We start from the raw sequence: 17,756 nt of genomic DNA, 5'->3' as shown, positions 1-17,756 counted from the left end.
TGAGTAAATGAGTTGTAATGCCAAAGAAGACTATTCGAAAATACCTGCCAAATCCAGAGGTAATTCGTCAAAGTAAGGCGCTGCAAATTTTCGGCACCCTGCTGCACGATGCCAACCTGTGGCATTTAAACCGCCGTTCTGCGCGCGGTGCTATAGCTATTGGTTTATTTTGGGCCTGGATGCCGATGCCCTTTCAAATGGTGGCCTCGGCAGCAGTCGCCATACCAATGCGGGTGAATTTACCACTGGCCGTTGGCTGCGTCTGGTTGTCCAACCCATTGACCATGCCGGTGATGTTTTATCTTTGCTACCTGGTGGGCAGCGCAGTGCTGGCGGCACCATTGGAGCCTTTTGCCTTTGAAGCCAGTATTGAATGGTTGGTCGGCAGTATGGCGACCATTGGTAAGCCCTTTTTGCTGGGGTGCTTGCTGATGGGCACTACGGCCAGCATTGTCGGTTACTTCTTGATTGATTGGCTCTGGGTGCTGTCAATCCGGCGGGCACAGCGTGACCGCCGCAATGGCAATGGTATTAAGTAGTCTTCGTTCTGAAAGGCGGGCCCCAACGCAGCAGATGGATGCTGTTTCAGGAGAAAAACCAACCAAAACTTACTTCTGTCCCAGCACCCGGGCCGGCTGCACCCGGCTGGCTCGCCAGGCGGGGTACAAGGTAGCTAGCAGACTTAAACTCAGCGCTATCAGTACCGTCCAGATCAGATCGCGCCACAAAAACACCGACGGCACAAAATCAATAAAGTAAATGCTGGGATCGAGGAAGCTTTTGCCGCTCACTTTGGAGAGCAGATAAAACAGCGGCTCTATATAACGACTGAGCAACCAGCCAATCAGGGCTCCGATACTGGTGCCCACCAGGCCATTCAGCCAGCCCAGCCACATAAAGGTACGGATCACCGCGCCCGGAGCCAGCCCCATGGTCAGTAAAATCGCGATATCCGACTCTTTTTCCCGTACCGCCATCACCAGAGTGGCGACGATATTAAAACAAGCTACCGCGATCACCAGCGCCAGCACCAAATAAATGATGCTGCGTACCATTTGAATATCCTGGTACAAATGCCCCTGAGTACGCACCCAGTCCTGCACATAAACATTCTCCATCGACAGCATGCCAAGCTCACGGGCTACTCGGGGTGCGGCAAAGACATCATTGAGCTGAAAAGCAAAACCATGCACCATGCCCTCGGGCATCGCCAGCCAATTGGCCAGCGCCGGCATGGCAACCCAGGCTTGCTGGTAATCCAGCTGACCACCAACCTGAATAATGGCCGAGACCGTCAGCACCACGGTCTGGCTGCGAGCCAGTCGGCCATCGGGATTGAACTGTGGCAGCATCAACTGCAGCTGATCGCCAACCTGAACGCCAATGGCATCCGCTAAACCAAGCCCCAACACAATCTGAGCATCGGTCAGGTCATCCAGATCACCAGAGTGCAGATAACGGTTGAAATCAGTAATGCCGAGTTCATCCGGCAGCAAAATGCCACGCACCGCCGCGCCTTTGACCTGCTGGCCCTGGCGTAAAATGCCGTTGCTTTTGATGTAGGGGGCCGCTGCGCTCACCGCCGGATGCCAGGATAAAGTTGTTAAGGTATCGGGCCAGTCGCTGAGCTGTCCTTCCATCGAATCCAGCTCAACGTGCGGGATCACCGCCAACAACCGGTCTTTTAGCGCCTGTTCAAAACCATTCATCACTGAAAGCGCCAGGATCAACACCGCCACGCCAAGACCAATCCCCAAAGTGGAAGAGGCCGAAATAAAGCGGATAAAAGCATTGTTGTGACGGGTGCGCCGGTAGCGGCGGGCCAAGTGCCAGGACAATGAAGTGAACAGCTTGCTAGGCATCGGGCTGCTCCAGCAGGCCATCCTGCATCCGGTAAAAGCGGTCGCATTTAGCGGCCAGCTGCTGATCGTGCGTCACGATGACAAAACTGGTGCCAAGTTGCTGATTCAGCTCACGCAATAACGCATAAATCGACTCGGCGGTATGATGATCCAGATTGCCGGTCGGCTCATCGGCCAGCACCAGCGCTGGCTTGGCGACCAGCGCCCGCGCAATAGCGACCCGCTGACGCTCACCGCCGCTGAGCTCGGAAGGGCGGTGCGTTACCCGATGCGATAAGCCAACCCGCTCCAGCATGGCCTGAGCAGCTTGCCCGGCCACAGCTTCCGACTCGCCGCGAATACGCAGCGGCATGGCGACATTTTCCAGCGCGGTGAAATCCATCAGCAAATGGTGGAACTGATAAATAAAACCCAGGTGCTGATTCCGAAGCCGGGCTTTATCGCGCTCGGAGGCTTTGGCCACATCCTGGCCCAGCAGCAGCAAACGGCCACTATCAGGCTGCTCCAGCGTACCCAGCAAATGCAATAAGGTACTTTTGCCCGAGCCAGAACTACCGACAATGGCCACCATAGCGCCAGCTTCGAGCTCAATATCCACCCCATTGAGCACTGGCGTTTGATAGGCACCATCCCGAAATGCTTTGACCAGTTGCTGGCCTTCTAACAGCTTATTCATCACGCAACACTTCCGCGGGTTGGATCTGCACTGCCCGCCAGGCCGGATAAAGCACGGCCAGAAAGGTCAGCAGCAAGGCACTGCAGACAATCATAAGAATTTGTGAGCCTTTGATCAGCACCGGCAGCTCAACACCGCCGGCAATTTGCAAGCCAACAATCGCCAGCAAGGCATTGACCGAGCCACTAAGCAAAATACCGGCAATGGCACCCAGTACAGCGCCAATCACACCATTGCTCATGCCTTGCACCGCAAAGATGGTAAAGAGCTGATGATTCTGCATACCCTGGGTTTTTAAAATGGCCACTTCCGCTTGTTTCTCCGTCACCATCATCACCAAAGCCGAGACGATATTAAAGGCAGCCACAGCGACAATCAGCAGCAGCATCAGCCACATCATGGCTTTTTCCATCGCCACCGCAGCAAACAGCTTGCCATGACTTTGCCGCCAATCCTGTACCTCGGGGAAATAACCATCACGGACCAATCGGTTCCCCATCGCTGGCGCTACAAAGGGATCCTGCAACTGAATACGCCATTGCACAGACTCAGCGCTGCCACTGCCCGGCTGTTGCACCAGCCGTTGTAACTCTTCCAGCTTGACCACCGCCAACACCTGATCCAGTTCTGAGCCAGTTTCCAGCACCCCCACTACCTGGAACAGACGTTGCCGTGGCATCCAGCCAAGCGGCGTGTAACTACCGCCCTGCGCCAGCGATAAGCGCAAGGAGTCCCCCAGCCCTACTTCCAACTCATCGGCCAGCTGACGCCCAAGCACAATCGGAAAACGTTGCAGCTCCAGCTGTTGCCACTGGCCCCGCACCAGACTTTGTGCCATAAATTCCGGCAACTGCTGTACATCCACGCCCTGCAGCTGCACCGGCATCAATTGCCTTGGCGATTGCGCCAGGGCTTCGGCCTGAATAAAAGGACTGATCTGAACAATACCGGGGTAACGCCCTGGCAGCTCGCTTTGCCAGTTGGCTGGCGTCTGCGCCACCGGCTGCACAATCAAGTGTGGCAATACACCTAAGATGCGCTTTTTTAATTCGGCTTCAAAACCATTCATGACCGAGCTGACAAGCGTCAACGCCATCACACCAAGGAAAATCCCGGCGATGGAAAACAACGTCATGAACGATATAATCGCATTTCCTTTGCGGCTCTGGCTGTAACGCAGGCCGATCCACAAGCTTACTGGTAGCTGCATAGACGGTATCGGATCTTCAGGACAATTTCGTCGTAAAGTGGTAAAGTGAGCGACATAGTAGCAGACAAATCCTTGTTCAGCATCCGCAAAACAGGCGACCGCATGGAACCAGCACAATTAGCCAGGCTTAAAGAAGACTTTGCCGATTATTTTCAGATAGAGCACAGCATTGCCATCAATGCCCAGCCCTATAGCGGCGATGGCGATGCCCTGACCGAAGACGACTTTCTGGAACTGATGCCAGAGCCCTTCCGTCTGGCCAGTGAAATGGTGCAACTAAACAGCAGCTCGATCCGTAATCTGTCCCGCTTAGGCGATGCGGCCGACGAACTCAGCCGCTACCTGCAGCAGTTGGCAAAGAAAGTCGACATGATGATGCATTATATTTTGCAGCAGCAGGATCAAGCCGAACATCGTTACCACACCATCAGTTATGGTGGATCCGGCCTCTGCCTGCGCAGCAAACAAGCTTTGCCAGAGGGGGAATGGCTGCAGCTGAAAGTATTTCTGGCACACGGTGAAGGCGCGGTGTTTTGTTTGGGCCAGGTGCTGGAGTCCAGACCAATGGCAGATAGCGGCGACTGCCAAGTAGATGTGGTGTACCGCCATATCCGCGAACTGGATCAGGAATTGATTGTGCGGGCCAGCCTGCACGAGCAAACCCGGCAACTAAAACTGAAAAAAGAACAACGCGACGCAAGTTACTAGTCTCAAATAAAGGAAAGAATCAAGGTGTCCAATTATTCACTACCGGCTGAATGGGCCAAACAAGATGCCATAATGCTGACCTGGCCACACGCCGCCACCGACTGGGAACCCATGCTGGTCCAGGTTGAACAAGTGTATCGTCAGCTGCTGAAAGAAATTGCCAGCCGCCAACAGCTCGTGATCATCTGTCACGATGCCAAAGTACAACAACAGGTAGAAGCCATCATCGCCGAGTTGCAGCTGCCTGCCGGACGCATTCACCTGGTGCAGGCTCCCTGCAACGACACCTGGGCCCGTGATCACGGTCCTATTACCGTGCTGGATAAAGACGGCAACCCCTGTCTGCTGGATTTTACCTTTACCGCCTGGGGCGACAAATTCGACGCCAATCTTGATAACGACATCAATCAACAGCTGTTTCAGGCCGATTGCATTGCCGATATCCCCAAACGTAAAATTGAGCTGGTGCTGGAGGGCGGTGGCATTGAATCCGATGGCAAAGGCAGCCTGCTGGTGACCAAAAAGTGTCTGCTGAATCCAAACCGCAACCCTGATCTCAGTCAGGCAGAGATTGAACAGCAACTGCGCCAGCACCTGGGCATGCAACGGGTGCTGTGGCTGCAGCATGGTTATCTGGCCGGCGATGATACCGACGCCCACATTGACACCCTGGTGCGCTTTGCTCCGAATGATACGCTGGTCTATGTCAGCTGCGACGATCCGAAAGACGAACATTTTCGTGAGCTGCAAGCCATGGCGTTAGAGCTGACTGATTTAAAAACCCTGGATGGCAAACCCTACCATCTGATCCCACTGCCCTGGCCTGCCGCCAAGTTCAGTGCCGATGGTGAGCGCCTGCCTGCCAGCTACGCCAACTACCTCATTTTAAATGATGCCGTGCTGGTACCGACCTACCACGACAGCCAGGATACAGTGGCGCTGGCACAAATTCAGCGTGCTTATCCGAATCATCAGGTGATAGGCGTGCATTGCCTGCCGCTGATCCACCAATATGGCAGCCTGCATTGCGTCAGCATGCAGCTCCCTGCCGGTGTGCTGAAAACCACTCAACCCTAAGAGACGAATGTCACCTTCATGATCACCTCCATTCTGAAGTCGTTGCCAGCGGTTAAAAAAGCGGGCGATCTAATCCACTGGGGCCAGCTGCTTGGTGCTGGCCTGCCGTTACTTATCAGCGAACAAGCGCAGCAACAGCCAGGCGTTTACCTGCTGGTGGTGCCGGATACCCCGACAGCACTGCGGCTGGAACAAGAACTAAAGGTCTTTGCTGGCCCGGAACTAACGCTGCTCAGCTTACCAGACTGGGAAACACTGCCCTACGATGTGTTCTCGCCGCATCAGGACATTATTTCGCAGCGGCTACGCACTCTGTACCAGTTACCACGTCAACAACAGGCCATGGTGATTGTGCCGATCAGTACCTTGTTGCTGCGGGTCTGCAGCCCGGCCTATTTGAACCAGCACAGCCTGTTGGTGCAAACCGGCCAGCAACTGGATTTGGTGCAATTAAAGCAACAACTGACCGCCGTTGGCTACCGGGCAGTAGAGCAAGTGATGGAGCATGGCGAGTTTTCCGCCCGTGGCTCCCTGTTGGATCTCTACCCGATGGGCAGTGCTTTGCCGTATCGCATCGATTTTTTTGACGATGAAATCGATGGCATCCGGCTGTTTGATCCGGACAGCCAGCGCACCTTAGACAAAGTCAACCAGATTGAGCTGTTACCAGCGCACGAGTTCCCAACCGATCAGGTCGCCATTGAACGTTTTCGCAGCCACTACCGCCAGCAGTTTACCGCCCGTACCGAGCCCGAATCGCTGTACCAGCAAGTCAGCAAAGGCGTGTTCCCGGCTGGTATTGAGTATTACTTTCCACTGTTTAGTGAAGCCACCGCGACTTTGTTCGATTACCTGCCAGCAAACACAGTGTGCCTGCTGCTTGGTGACTTGCAGCACAGCGCAGATAAATTCTGGCGCGAACTGGGTAAACGCTACCACGACAGAGGCGTCGATCCGCTGCGGCCACTGCTACCACCGGAGCAGCTGTATCAGCCGGTCGATCAGCTGTTTAGCCAGCTGAAACGCTTTGGTCGAATTAAGTTAACACCTGCCTATCTGCCAGCCAAAGCAGGTACCGACAATGCCCCTTGCCAGTTGCTGCCGGACCTCAGCATTGCACATCAACAGAAACAGCCGCTGCAATTGCTGAAAGACTTTTTATTAAAAATCAAACAACAGCAAGGTCAGGCCCTGTTTTGTGTGGAAAGTGAAGGCCGGCGTGAAAGCCTGTTGCAACTGCTTAAAACCATCCAAATCAGTTTGCCGCAGTTTGATAGCCTGGATGCCTTTATTAGCAGCAAACAGGATCTCGGCATTCTGGTGGGCCAGCTGGAACAAGGCGTTCTGCTTGAGCTGCCCACGCCGCTGGCGCTGATTAGTGAAAACGAACTCTTTGGTCAGAAAATCAGCCAGCGCCGGCGGCAAAAGCGCAGCCAGCAAGTCTCAGCCGATACCATTATCCGTAATCTGGCCGAGCTTAGCCCAGGCCAGCCGGTGGTGCACCTGCAACACGGCATTGGCCGTTATCAGGGCCTGCAGGTGCTGGATGCTGGTGGTATCAGCGCTGAATTTGTCACCATCGAATATGCCGGGGGCAGCAAGCTCTATGTGCCGGTTGCGTCCTTGCATTTACTGAGCCGTTACAGTGGCTCCGAGCCCGAGCATGCTCCCTGGCACAAGCTGGGTACCGACAGCTGGGAGCGGGCCCGCAAAAAAGCGGCAGAAAAGGTCCGCGATGTGGCGGCAGAATTGCTGGATATCTATGCCCAGCGGGCACTGCAAACCGGCTACGCCTTTCAGCTCGATGCAACCGAGTACGCCGCCTTTGCCGATAGCTTTCCGTTTGAAGAAACCGCCGATCAGGTCGATGCCATCGCTGCCGTGCTGAATGATATGCAGCAAGCCAAGGCCATGGACCGGCTGGTTTGCGGTGACGTTGGTTTTGGCAAAACCGAAGTGGCCATGCGAGCAGCCTTTGTCGCCGTGCACGACCGCCATCAGGTGGCCATTTTGGTACCCACGACGCTGTTAGCTCAGCAGCATTACGAGAACTTCCGCGATCGCTTTGCCAACTGGCCGGTGCGGGTGGAAGTCATCTCCCGTTTTATCAGCCCGAAACAACAGACCGAGATCTTAGCCGATGCGGCCAATGGCAAAGTAGATATATTGATCGGCACCCACAAACTGCTGCAGGATGACATCCGTTTTGCCAACCTGGGCCTGCTGATTGTCGATGAAGAGCATCGTTTTGGCGTCAAACAAAAAGATAAGATCAAAGCATTGCGGGCCAATATCGATATTTTAACCCTGACCGCTACTCCTATTCCGCGCACCTTAAATATGTCGCTGTCCGGCATGCGCGATCTGTCCATTATTGCCACGCCGCCGGCCAAACGGCTGGCGGTAAAGACCTTTGTACGCGAATTTGACGATACCCTGATCCGCGAAGCCGTGCTTCGGGAAATTATGCGTGGTGGCCAGGTGTACTTTTTACACAACGATGTCGCTACCATCGAAAACATGGCCGAAGAGCTGGCGGCTTTACTGCCCGAAGCACGCATTGCCATTGCCCATGGTCAGATGCGCGAACGCGATTTAGAGCGCATCATGGCCGACTTTTATCATCAGCGCTTTAATCTGCTACTGTGCTCCACCATCGTCGAAACCGGTATCGATGTGCCAACCGCCAACACCATGATCATCAACCGGGCTGATAAATTTGGCCTGGCGCAGTTGCATCAGCTGCGTGGCCGGGTTGGCCGCTCGCATCATCAGGCTTACACCTACCTGCTGACCCCACCGGTCAAACGTTTAACCCCGGATGCGGTCAAGCGGCTGGATGCCATTGCCAGCTTGGAAGATTTGGGTGCTGGCTTTACCTTGGCTACCCACGATCTGGAAATCCGCGGAGCCGGTGAACTACTTGGCAGCGAACAAAGCGGTCAGATTGAATCGGTTGGTTTTAACCTGTACATGGATATGCTGGAACAAGCGGTCGAGGCACTCAAAAACGGCAAAGAGCCATCGCTCGATCAGCTGCTCAGCCAGCAAAGTGAAATCGAGCTGCGTATCCCAGCCCTCTTGCCGGAAGACTACATTCCGGATGTTAGCATGCGCTTATCGTTTTATAAAAAGCTGGCGTCTGCCAAAAGTGAGCGGGAGCTGGATGAGGTTCAGGTCGAGTTAATCGATCGTTTCGGATTATTGCCGGATGCCAGCAAAAATCTGGTAGCACTCTCTACCTTTAAACTACAAGCTCAGGCACTTGGCATCAAACGCATTGAAGCCAGCGCCAAAGGCGGTATAGTAGAGTTTATGGAACAAACCCAAGTAGCACCGGCTTACATTATCGAATTGATTCAAACCAAAAGCCGCGAATTTAAACTGGAAGGTGGTCAAAAACTGCGCTTTAGCAGCGAGCTGACCGATAGCCAGGCCAGACTCAGCTACATTCAGCAGTTGCTGGCGAACTTTGCCAGAGCCAGTCATCAAACGGAGCATGCATGAAACGGATCGGATTAGTCAGCGTCATCGCCAGCCTGTGTTTGCTAAAACCGCTGCTTGCCACTGAAATCGCACCAGAGCGCGTCGCTGGTGGTGATCGTTGGTTTGAAGTCGAATTTATTCTGTTTCAGCGCACGCCCGATGCCGGCCTGATTGAATCCTTTGATAGCAGCGCTAAAGCAGATAAACCAGCGCGATTTTTTGATGTGCTAAAGCCCTATTATCAGCCGGATATCCGTCCGTTACTAACTCAACTGGAACTCTGCCAAAGCACCAAACAGCAGTCAAGCCAGCGGCAAGCCGAGCCGGATCTGACTGATTATCTACCGCGCTTTAGCTGGCCACACCGTGATGCACTCTGTGTGTTTGAACCTCAACCTAAACTGTGGCAACAAGCCCTGTTTGCCACGCCAGTGGTCATCGATACCCTGCCGATGCCAAGAGCGTTGGCACTGACGCCATCCGGAAAGCTGCACCACCGTAATGTGCCCTACTTACTGGCTGCCAATGAATTACAGTTTGGCGAGATCGTGCAGCGACTGCGCCGTCAGGGTGATGTGGAACTACTGCTGCATGCAGGCTATCGTCAGGCCCCGGTGACAGATCGGCGCAGCATTCCCAGTCGCTGGTATGCTGGCAGGGATTTAAGGCCCCAATCGCTTGATCGCAATCCTTCAGCTGCAAGCAATGAAGTACGCCCTGGCCAAATCAGTTTACTGCAACCGAATCTACTGCAACGCATTGAGCAGCGTTACCAAACGCTCACCACAGAGACTATGGATAGTGAAGAGCAAAGCCTGTTGATCGATTTGAGTTTACTGGATCAACAGCAAAGTGGCGAACCATGGTGGCAGTTGGATGGCTTTATCCGGTTGCATCTGGATCATTACCTCTTTGTGAATACCGATTTCGTGCTGAGCAACAAAGTCACCGAGCAACATTTGTTACCACATCGCATACAATTCAGCCGTCGGGTGATCAGCGGTGAAATGCATTACATCGACCACCCTAAACTGGGCATGATTCTGCAAATTCGTCGTTATCAACCGCCAACAGACGTCGATCAATAGCTCAAAAATCAAGCGCTCCTTGATTGACAACTGATTTACTTTAAGATAACCTGCTCAGCGTAACAAAACGAAACATTTTTGGTCTTACAATACTTTTTCTTGCCTTCTAGAATGAATGGACTTTTTAAAGTAACACTGGATGAAGCATGGAGCCACTAGAGTCACAACCGCAATTTTCCGCTTGGCAAATCATTGTATTGTTATTGCTGTTGTTGATGACAACGGTTGGGCAATCCATTATTAGCTGGCTATTCCCTGGTTTGCAGCAGCTTTTGAATAGTGCCACCATGCAGGTGCTGGTCCCTTTATTCAGTCTTGGCTTAGTTGTCATTTTGTTTGAGCAATGGGGCGTGATTAGACTGAAACCTTATCTGATGAACTCAGGCCTTACCCTGCCTTTGCTGGCTAGTTTCGCCTTGCTTTACCCGCTACTTTCTTATTTCTAAGTTTTTAAGCGTCTTTCCAGCAGTTATCAACGACATGCCTGGTTTTGCCCGCTGCCTATATCCAGTATACTGACTCATCCTGTCTCTTAGTGAACTCATCTTGCTATGTCGATTAACTGGTTCCCGGGCCATATGCATAAGGCCCGCAAAGAAATCGCCGAGGTCATGCCTCAGGTCGATATTATCATTGAAATGCTGGATGCGCGCATTCCCTATTCCAGTGAGAATCCTCTGGTTAGCCAGTTGCGTAAAGATACCCCTTGCATTAAGGTTCTGAACAAAGCCGATCTGGCCGACCCAAGTCGAACCGATCTCTGGGTTAAGCACTTGGAGCAGGAGCGAGGCATCCGCGCCTTGCCCACCAACCAGCAAGAGCCTCAGGCCATTAAACGCCTGCTGGATTTGTGCGAGCAACTACTGCCTGAGCGGAACCTGGCGTTAAAGGGGGCCCGAGCCATGATCATGGGCATTCCTAATGTCGGCAAGTCGACCTTTATCAATATTCTGGCTGGGCGCACCATTGCTAAAACCGGCAACGAAGCTGGTGTGACCAAAAGTCAGCAACGCATCAAGCTGGAACAAAATGTGGTGCTCACCGACACCCCTGGCTTTCTCTGGCCCAAACTGAGTCCAGCCAGTTGTGGTTACCGGCTGGCCATTACCGGTGCGATTAAAGATACCGCATTTGACTACGCCGATATTGCACTTTTTGCCGCGGATTTTTTACTGGAACACTACCCAGAAGCATTGCAACAGCGTTATGCACTCGATGAATTACCGCAACAAGGCTTGGAACTCATGGATTGTATCGGAGCCAAACGGGGTTGTATGCGCAAAGGGGGTGTGGTCGATCTGCAAAAAGCCGGCACCATTTTGATTGGCGATCTGCGCACAGGTCAATTAGGCCCGCTTACCCTGGAAACTCCGGATATGATTACCGGGGAATGCCTGCAGGCAGAACAGGAAGCCGCAGCAAAAGCCAAAGAGAAAGCCGAACGCGAAAAAATACGCCAACAACGCGCCAAAAAGAAGTATCGCTAATAATCCAAGGATGATGCACCCGTGCTAACCAAACTCACAAAACTCCTTAAAGCACGCGCTGTGGTGATGCTGGCCGATAAGATGGTCAAGCTTGCCGCAGGTGCTGTGCTCACTATTTTGCTGGCTCGCATGTTGGGTGCTGCAGAGCTCGGAGTTTTTGCCATTGTCATGGCCTGGAGTGCCTTCCTGGTGCCGATTGGTAGCATGGGACTGAACAATATCGTAGTACGCCGGATGCAACAACAGCCGACCAGCGAAGCCGCCATGTCCTTACTTTATACAGCGGTTGCTTTACGGCTGGGCACCGCCTTGCTGGCTGCCACCATGGCCATCAGCCTGTTCTGGTGGTTTTACCCGGATTTAATGTCAGGCCATACTGGCATTGCTGTGCCGATGCTGTTTGTACTGCAAAGCTTTTTTGGCTTATTGCTGTTCGAGTTTTACCTGCATTATCAGGGTACTTTCCGTAGCCTGGCGTTGGTTAAAATCGTCATTACCTGTTTGAGCTTTGCAGCCAAGTTATGGTTATTACTGAGCGGCTATGGCATCGCCAGTTTACTTTGGCTTACAGCTTTGGAATTTTTATTGGTAGGTCTCAGCCAGTATTGGCTTTATCGACGCAAACAACAGCCCTGGGCTGGCAGTGACCACCTCTGGCCAGGCTTTTCCTGGCGTTTTATCCGGCTTGAGCACGCGAAGGCGTTGCTAAAACGCTCAAGCTGGCTCTGGCTTTCTGGCATTGTCTCGGTGATTTACCTGAAAATTGATCTGGTGATGCTGGGTGCTATGGCAGGCGCTGAGCAAGCTGGCCTCTATGCGGCGGCCAGTCGCCTGTCGGAACTCTGGTACGTCTTTCCTGCCACCCTGGCGGCGCGCTATTATCCAGATATGCTCAAAGCCTACCAGCACAGCTGGCCACGGTATCTGGCAAGGTTGCGGCGTTTTGCCGGTCTTTTCCTAACCACTGCGCTGGTGATAGCGGTGATTATGACGCTGACCGCCAGCTGGCTGGTGCCCATGCTGTTTGGCAAGGACTTTGCACCCGCCATTGCTGTGCTGCAAATTCATATCTGGGCCGGTTGCTTTATCTTTGTCCGTTACTTGATTAGCCAGCATTTGGTGATCACTGAGCAAGAACCCTTATCTTTGCTGAGCCACGGCATCGCAGCGCTGCTAAATATCGGTTTAAACTGGTGGCTTATCCCCATTATGGGTATACAGGGAGCGGCATGGGCTACACTGATTGCCTATGCTTATGCCTCCGTTTTCTTTTTATTTTTTTCCGCCACCACGCGCAATCAACTTTGGCAGCTACTGCGCCTAAAGGTTGAATCAGCGCCTAAGGAATCCAAATGAGTCATAAACCTTATCGTATTGAAATCAAAGGGGTACAGTTTCGTAATAAAGGTGCTTACCTGATGCTGCTGAGCTGCCTGCAAGGTTTAAAGCCAGTGGAAAACTGCGAACTGGTGCTCTCGCCAGGTCCTAACCTGCCTTACCCAGAGCGGGCCAGGCTTGGGGCCTGGCAGAAGTTATCTTTTCGGCGAAAATCTATCGACCTGACCGACTGGATCAGCCGCTTGCCAAAGCCATTGATTCGTTTGTTTAACCGCTATGGCATGGTGACAGAGCGTCAGGTCGATGCTGTTTTGGAAGCCAGCGGCTTTGCCTACGGCGATCAGTGGCCACTGCAGTTTTTGCAAAATACCGCCCGTGAAGTAGAGCGCTTTGCCAAAGCAGGCAAACCCTTTATTTTTATGCCACAAGCCTTTGGCCCTTTTGAAAGCCCGGCCAGTAAAGCTGCTATGCGGCAGATTATTCAGCATGCCCGCCTTATTTTTGTGCGCGATGCCGTATCGAAACAGCATCTGGAGTCCTGTGTGTCACCATTGCCAGCGCATGTGATTCAATCGCCCGATTTTACCATTGGTTTAAGTCCTGAGCCTTTAGCGCGACCCGCAATGCCTTATGCAGCGTTGATCCCTAACAATAAAGTCATCTCTCCTTACCACCATGCCAATGCCGAGCAATTAAAAGACGACTATCTGGCTGCGTTTGTGCTGGCAGCCGACCAACTACACCAGGCCGGTTATCAGGTCAAACTGGTTAATCACGAGGGTAAAGAGGATGCCGAACTATGCCAACATATCCAGGCCAGAGCTCAGTATGCTGAAGTGATCGAAATCGAGGATCCGCTGGCTGTGAAGGCCTATATTGGGGGGGCCAGTCTGGTGGTAAGCTCACGTTTTCACGGCGCTATCAATGCATTGAGCCAGGGTGTACCCTGCATCGCCACCAGCTGGAGCCATAAATATCGCCAAATGATGCAGGACTTTGGCATGGCAGACTACTGCATTGAAACACTGACCCCAACTAGCCTGGAACATAGCCTGAGGCAGCTGTTGGCCAATCAGGAAGCCATAACCGCACAACTCACTGCAGCGAAAGAAGCTCTGCAGCAACAAAACCAACAAATGTGGCAACGTATCTATCAGCAGCTACCTGTCGGCTGACCGGCAGCTGTCTCAATTGCAACGCTCTACCCACCAAAACGCGAGCGGCGCTCAGTAGTGTCAATAAGATTCACCGGACGGATTAACGGCTGGCCACCATCACGCGCAATTGGCACCCATGGAATCATGCCTTTTCCGCGGGCAGAGCGTAAAGTAAAGAGATCAAACGGGATCGAGATGTAGAAACCTTTGGTAAAACTGCCTTCGCCATAATCCTTTGATGAGACATTGGTAAAAGCCGCATGAGCCCCCACCACGACGCCACTGTGAAAGCGCTTGGCAAAATCAATTTTCACACCATCGTCTCCTGCCAGAAAACGACCAATATTAAACGTAAGCAACACATCATCCAGCAGCTCAGGCTGCCAGTAAATATTGGCATGTCCAGTCACCACATGGTAACCCATAAAATCAAAGTCATTCTCAAAAGACCGCTGCCTTACCCAGTTGATATCAAAACCAACCGCCACATTACTGTCTATCGGTCGGTACAGGACTTCGGCGCCTACCCCACCAAACATCGACTCAAGATAACCAGCATAGCTCTGAACATACCAGTTCTCTGCTGGATTGCCTTGCCAGCTCGCATAGAGATTTTCCATGGTCAGCTTATTGCGGGTTACATACTCACGCACATAAGTACGTACTCTGGGCAAAGGCGTATCCTGACTATCGACGGTAAAATTAAATTTATCGAAGTTCTCAAACACGGTTAGTTTAGCTGTGCTATTTAATGCGAGGCCTGAACCAAACTGATAACCAGCCGTAGCCAATAAACCCGTCTGGTACATGAAAAAGGTTTCAGGACTTCCAAAGCTCTGGATCCAGAAAGCCTCAGCACCGTAATAATGACCACGGAATTGTGAACGCTCTAACCAGCTAGTCACCGACTCTGGTTCAATACGCCGATAGCTTGAAGTTACATCGGATTGCAACGATTGATAGGTCACAGCAGCAATAAAATCACTGGCATCGATGACGGTCTCAACCATCGGCCGGTTGCCTTCCAAATCAACAATCCGATACTGTTTGACCGAACGAGGCAGCTCTGTAGCCAACACCCGACCGATCCGCTCAATGGCCACATCCTGATTACGGTAAGCAAGCTGATTGCCTATCACCACCACTTCGTCATCCGTTAATTCAATACTACGAAGCACAAAACCTGCTTCAGTGCGCAACATGCTTGCCAATTGCTGACGGGCGATCTGTTCGGATGTCAGAGTCAAATGCTCTGGCACTTCACGAGGGGGTGGGTCCAGTTTAATTTGGCTGATTGAGTGCAAATCAAAGGTGTAATGCACACCAAAAGCAAAGGTATTGCCGCGCTGATAACTGGCACTCAAGTCAAAGTTGCCCCACTGATAGGTGGCACCAGCATTCCAGCGGCTGCGCTGCACTATCTCAATGCCGGCTCTATCGCGGCTGTAATCATTGCCTTCGTATTCCAGCTTTAAACGGAGTGGTTGCCAAGGGGTTTGGTATTCCACACCACCAAACAGCGAAGCTGGGCCTTTAAAAAACTGCTGGTAATCAATCTTGCCACCCTGACCAGAAAAACCAGTGGGTCGCTGGCAAAATGAGTCGCGCAGATCACAAAAAGGATTACGAGTATTGCCAGCAGCACCTAAATAGCCCCAGCCCATTCCCAAGTGAAGATCCAAGGGGCCTACCCGCTTACTGGCAGCAATAAATTCGCTCTCAAAAGTACCTGTACCGCCAAAATCGCGAAAACCTATCGACAGCTCCGGCAACCAATAAGACTCTTGCAACAAGCGAAACTTTGCATCTATGCCTTTGTCTTTGTAGGTCTGATCGCCACTAAAACCAGGAAAAGGGCTGTACAAGCGGTTGCGAATATCAGCGTAACGAATAGTCGTCTCCATCCAGGGAAACAATGTCAGGCTAGCGGTCCAGAATCGGTATTCTTCATTATCGCTGTACCCCAGTACCAAACGACCTTCCTCTGCCATACGGGCTGTTGGTACCTGAATTAAGCCAACCCCGCCATGACTGCCCTGGCTGTAATGCAGCGGCTCGGCCTTGGTTGGGAAGCCCTGCAAGGCAAAGCTGGGCGGAGCCGTGATACCAAGCGCCAAAGTAATCAATGACAAACGAAAGAAGGGGCGCTGCTTTTTGACAACTAAACTCATGGCAAAATCCTGTGCGCGACTAACTGAACAAGTTCCTGATTCAGGCTGCGAAATTCTTTAGGCAAGATACGAGGATGCAATGGTAGAAAGACCTGACTGCCAGGCTGAAGCTCCTGATGCTGTCGATTCCAGTAACCACGCCCAACTTGCGCAATATGCCCATTGGCCTGAACCACATAAAGCCAACTTGGATCTGCCTGCTGCAATGCAGGCAACCCCGACAGATAAGCATGAACCGAAGCAGCATTTTGATGTGGTAAGGCACGCTCTTCCGCGATAGCACCGACAAACAGCACCTCATCAGGCCGTGGAGCCAATCTGAGGATATAGTGGCCTGGATCCAGTCTAGGATTGGCGGCCTTATGGATACGAGCCAGATCATAGTCGATAGACACAACCTGGCGCTCCGCAAGCTGCCAATTGTTCACTTGTTGGCGAAGTGACTGCAACACCAAAACATTTTGAGTATGATTGCGTAACTGCCAGTGCTGTTCTAGTCGTTGTAAGCGGGTAAGCAGCTCCTGTTGTTGCTGCTGTATCTGTGAAGACTGTCGATACAAGGCTGCGGCTGGCCAGTACAGCTGCTCAGGCTGGGGCACTAACGTCAGTAGCTGACTTAGACGTGGCGGCTCAGCATAGGCGTGCCAAAGCTCTGAGTCAGCTTTAATCTGAACCACCACGACCGGCTCAGCGGCCGCTAAGCGGAAACTGAGCATAACTATGGCGGCGAGCAAAACTGTGCGAACAGAAATCATCATAAGGTGCCCATCGAATCCTTGACTGAGGCGGTATTTGCCGTGATCAGACGAGCCGCCTGGCTGATGTACGTAATATGAAATACCGGACTATGCGGCGCCAGTTGCTGCCTGCTTTGCAGCAGCACCCCTGTAGACTCATCAAACCAGAATAGGTTCTCGAAAGTTGTATTTGTCTGCGCGACAGTAACCTGCTCGCGTATCAACCGGGTGCTGAATCGCTGCTCAAACACCGTGATATCTGCCTGCTGCTGGCTGAAAACCGAGCTTAGTTGATAACCACTTTGCTGACGATACTGCCAATCGGTCAGACGTTGCCATTTTGCATCAGCATCCTGCACGACTTTTTCGCGAAGTGGGTCGGCTGCCGTATTACTCACATAGGTTAAATCATTGTTTAGGCCGAGCGTGCGAACAATACGTCCGTGCTCCATCACCAACATCACATGATCAGCGGACAGCCATTTATGTTGGCCGTGCTCGAGCTTAGCCAGCACCATACTGGCCCTGGGCGCGTTATCTGGCTGGATATAAATCAGGTCAAACTCTGAGGCAGCAACCTCATCCAGCGTTAGGGTCACATCGTCCGCTGATGAGAAACCAAGTCGAACGGTATCCAGTAAGGCATATTGGGTAGAACTGCAGGCAATCAGTGAACAGGCCAGAATAATCATTGCAATAAAACGGGAACAGTAATTCATGGCATTCTCGGTAGTTTCTTGCACAAAAAAGCCGCCATCA

15 protein-coding genes are annotated in these 17,756 nt (G+C 52.4%); 9 read left to right on the top strand and 6 right to left on the bottom strand.

What is annotated here, in order from left to right:
- Window positions 1-17 precede the first annotated feature (17 nt).
- Window positions 18-539: a DUF2062 domain-containing protein gene (locus tag JJU14_RS00650; protein ID WP_228610521.1), complete on the top strand. Its 522-nt coding sequence runs from the start codon at window positions 18-20 to the stop codon at window positions 537-539.
- Between the two features lie 69 nt (window positions 540-608).
- Here JJU14_RS00650 and JJU14_RS00645 read toward each other — a convergent pair whose 3' ends face one another.
- Genes JJU14_RS00645 through JJU14_RS00635 form a run of 3 tightly spaced genes read right to left on the bottom strand, consistent with a single transcriptional unit; the run spans window position 609 to window position 3,748 of the window.
- Window positions 609-1,862 carry a lipoprotein-releasing ABC transporter permease subunit gene (locus JJU14_RS00645; protein WP_228610519.1) on the bottom strand — a complete coding sequence of 418 codons (1,254 nt, stop codon included), beginning with the start codon at window positions 1,860-1,862 and terminating at the stop codon, window positions 609-611.
- Complete coding sequence (gene lolD / locus JJU14_RS00640; protein ID WP_228610517.1) at window positions 1,855-2,538, bottom strand: lipoprotein-releasing ABC transporter ATP-binding protein LolD; 684 nt, start codon at window positions 2,536-2,538, stop codon at window positions 1,855-1,857. Before lolD ends, JJU14_RS00645 begins: the two co-directional genes overlap by 8 nt.
- A complete protein-coding gene (locus JJU14_RS00635; RefSeq protein ID WP_228610515.1) occupies window positions 2,531-3,748 on the bottom strand; it encodes a lipoprotein-releasing ABC transporter permease subunit in 1,218 nt (405 codons plus the stop codon). The genes lolD and JJU14_RS00635 overlap by 8 nt, the downstream gene beginning before the upstream one ends.
- 102 nt (window positions 3,749-3,850) lie before the next feature.
- Between JJU14_RS00635 and JJU14_RS00630 the strand changes: the two genes are divergently transcribed.
- From JJU14_RS00630 to JJU14_RS00595, 8 genes are all read left to right on the top strand, one after another.
- Entirely contained in the window at window positions 3,851-4,456 is a 606-nt protein-coding gene (locus tag JJU14_RS00630; RefSeq protein WP_228610513.1) for a PilZ domain-containing protein, read from the top strand.
- Window positions 4,457-4,480: 24 nt separating this feature from the next.
- Complete coding sequence (locus JJU14_RS00625; protein ID WP_228610511.1) at window positions 4,481-5,533, top strand: agmatine deiminase family protein; 1,053 nt, start codon at window positions 4,481-4,483, stop codon at window positions 5,531-5,533.
- Window positions 5,534-5,551: 18 nt separating this feature from the next.
- Entirely contained in the window at window positions 5,552-9,040 is a 3,489-nt protein-coding gene (gene mfd / locus JJU14_RS00620; protein WP_228610509.1) for a transcription-repair coupling factor, read from the top strand.
- Window positions 9,037-10,107 (top strand): CsiV family protein, encoded by a 1,071-nt coding sequence (locus JJU14_RS00615; RefSeq protein WP_228610506.1) that lies wholly within the window; start codon window positions 9,037-9,039, stop codon window positions 10,105-10,107. Before mfd ends, JJU14_RS00615 begins: the two co-directional genes overlap by 4 nt.
- A gap of 146 nt (window positions 10,108-10,253) precedes the next feature.
- Window positions 10,254-10,553: a hypothetical protein gene (locus JJU14_RS00610; protein ID WP_228610505.1), complete on the top strand. Its 300-nt coding sequence runs from the start codon at window positions 10,254-10,256 to the stop codon at window positions 10,551-10,553.
- Between the two features lie 105 nt (window positions 10,554-10,658).
- Window positions 10,659-11,594: a ribosome biogenesis GTPase YlqF gene (gene ylqF / locus JJU14_RS00605; protein WP_228610503.1), complete on the top strand. Its 936-nt coding sequence runs from the start codon at window positions 10,659-10,661 to the stop codon at window positions 11,592-11,594.
- Window positions 11,595-11,615: 21 nt separating this feature from the next.
- Entirely contained in the window at window positions 11,616-12,950 is a 1,335-nt protein-coding gene (locus JJU14_RS00600) for an oligosaccharide flippase family protein (protein ID WP_228610502.1), read from the top strand.
- A complete protein-coding gene (locus JJU14_RS00595; RefSeq protein ID WP_228610500.1) occupies window positions 12,947-14,107 on the top strand; it encodes a polysaccharide pyruvyl transferase family protein in 1,161 nt (386 codons plus the stop codon). Before JJU14_RS00600 ends, JJU14_RS00595 begins: the two co-directional genes overlap by 4 nt.
- A gap of 26 nt (window positions 14,108-14,133) precedes the next feature.
- Here JJU14_RS00595 and JJU14_RS00590 read toward each other — a convergent pair whose 3' ends face one another.
- From JJU14_RS00590 to JJU14_RS00580, 3 genes are read right to left on the bottom strand one after another with little or no spacing between them, the layout of a single operon-like run.
- Complete coding sequence (locus tag JJU14_RS00590) at window positions 14,134-16,260, bottom strand: YjbH domain-containing protein (RefSeq protein WP_228610498.1); 2,127 nt, start codon at window positions 16,258-16,260, stop codon at window positions 14,134-14,136.
- Window positions 16,257-17,018, bottom strand: a complete 762-nt coding sequence (locus JJU14_RS00585; protein WP_228610496.1) for a capsule biosynthesis GfcC family protein — start codon at window positions 17,016-17,018, stop codon at window positions 16,257-16,259. The genes JJU14_RS00590 and JJU14_RS00585 overlap by 4 nt, the downstream gene beginning before the upstream one ends.
- On the bottom strand, window positions 17,015-17,716 hold the full coding sequence (locus JJU14_RS00580) for a YjbF family lipoprotein (RefSeq protein WP_228610494.1): 702 nt from the start codon (window positions 17,714-17,716) through the stop codon (window positions 17,015-17,017). The genes JJU14_RS00585 and JJU14_RS00580 overlap by 4 nt, the downstream gene beginning before the upstream one ends.
- Window positions 17,717-17,756 lie beyond the last annotated feature (40 nt).

The organism is Alkalimonas sp., assembly GCF_020831925.1.
Taxonomy (GTDB): Bacteria; Pseudomonadota; Gammaproteobacteria; order Enterobacterales; family Alteromonadaceae; genus Alkalimonas.
This window is presented reverse-complemented; position numbering and strand designations above follow the sequence as displayed.

Excerpts from the sequence above, each read along its gene's own strand:
- JJU14_RS00650 (WP_228610521.1), top strand. The coding sequence starts at position 18 with ATGCCAAAGAAGACTATTCGAAAATACCTGCCAAATCCAGAGGTAATT.
- JJU14_RS00610 (WP_228610505.1), top strand. The coding sequence starts at position 10,254 with ATGGAGCCACTAGAGTCACAACCGCAATTTTCCGCTTGGCAAATCATT.
- JJU14_RS00585 (WP_228610496.1), bottom strand. The coding sequence starts at position 17,018 with ATGATGATTTCTGTTCGCACAGTTTTGCTCGCCGCCATAGTTATGCTC.
- lolD (WP_228610517.1), bottom strand. The coding sequence starts at position 2,538 with ATGAATAAGCTGTTAGAAGGCCAGCAACTGGTCAAAGCATTTCGGGAT.
- JJU14_RS00615 (WP_228610506.1), top strand. The coding sequence starts at position 9,037 with ATGAAACGGATCGGATTAGTCAGCGTCATCGCCAGCCTGTGTTTGCTA.
- JJU14_RS00595 (WP_228610500.1), top strand. The coding sequence starts at position 12,947 with ATGAGTCATAAACCTTATCGTATTGAAATCAAAGGGGTACAGTTTCGT.
- JJU14_RS00590 (WP_228610498.1), bottom strand. The coding sequence starts at position 16,260 with ATGAGTTTAGTTGTCAAAAAGCAGCGCCCCTTCTTTCGTTTGTCATTG.
- JJU14_RS00645 (WP_228610519.1), bottom strand. The coding sequence starts at position 1,862 with ATGCCTAGCAAGCTGTTCACTTCATTGTCCTGGCACTTGGCCCGCCGC.
- mfd (WP_228610509.1), top strand. The coding sequence starts at position 5,552 with ATGATCACCTCCATTCTGAAGTCGTTGCCAGCGGTTAAAAAAGCGGGC.
- JJU14_RS00580 (WP_228610494.1), bottom strand. The coding sequence starts at position 17,716 with ATGAATTACTGTTCCCGTTTTATTGCAATGATTATTCTGGCCTGTTCA.
- ylqF (WP_228610503.1), top strand. The coding sequence starts at position 10,659 with ATGTCGATTAACTGGTTCCCGGGCCATATGCATAAGGCCCGCAAAGAA.
- JJU14_RS00635 (WP_228610515.1), bottom strand. The coding sequence starts at position 3,748 with ATGCAGCTACCAGTAAGCTTGTGGATCGGCCTGCGTTACAGCCAGAGC.
- JJU14_RS00630 (WP_228610513.1), top strand. The coding sequence starts at position 3,851 with ATGGAACCAGCACAATTAGCCAGGCTTAAAGAAGACTTTGCCGATTAT.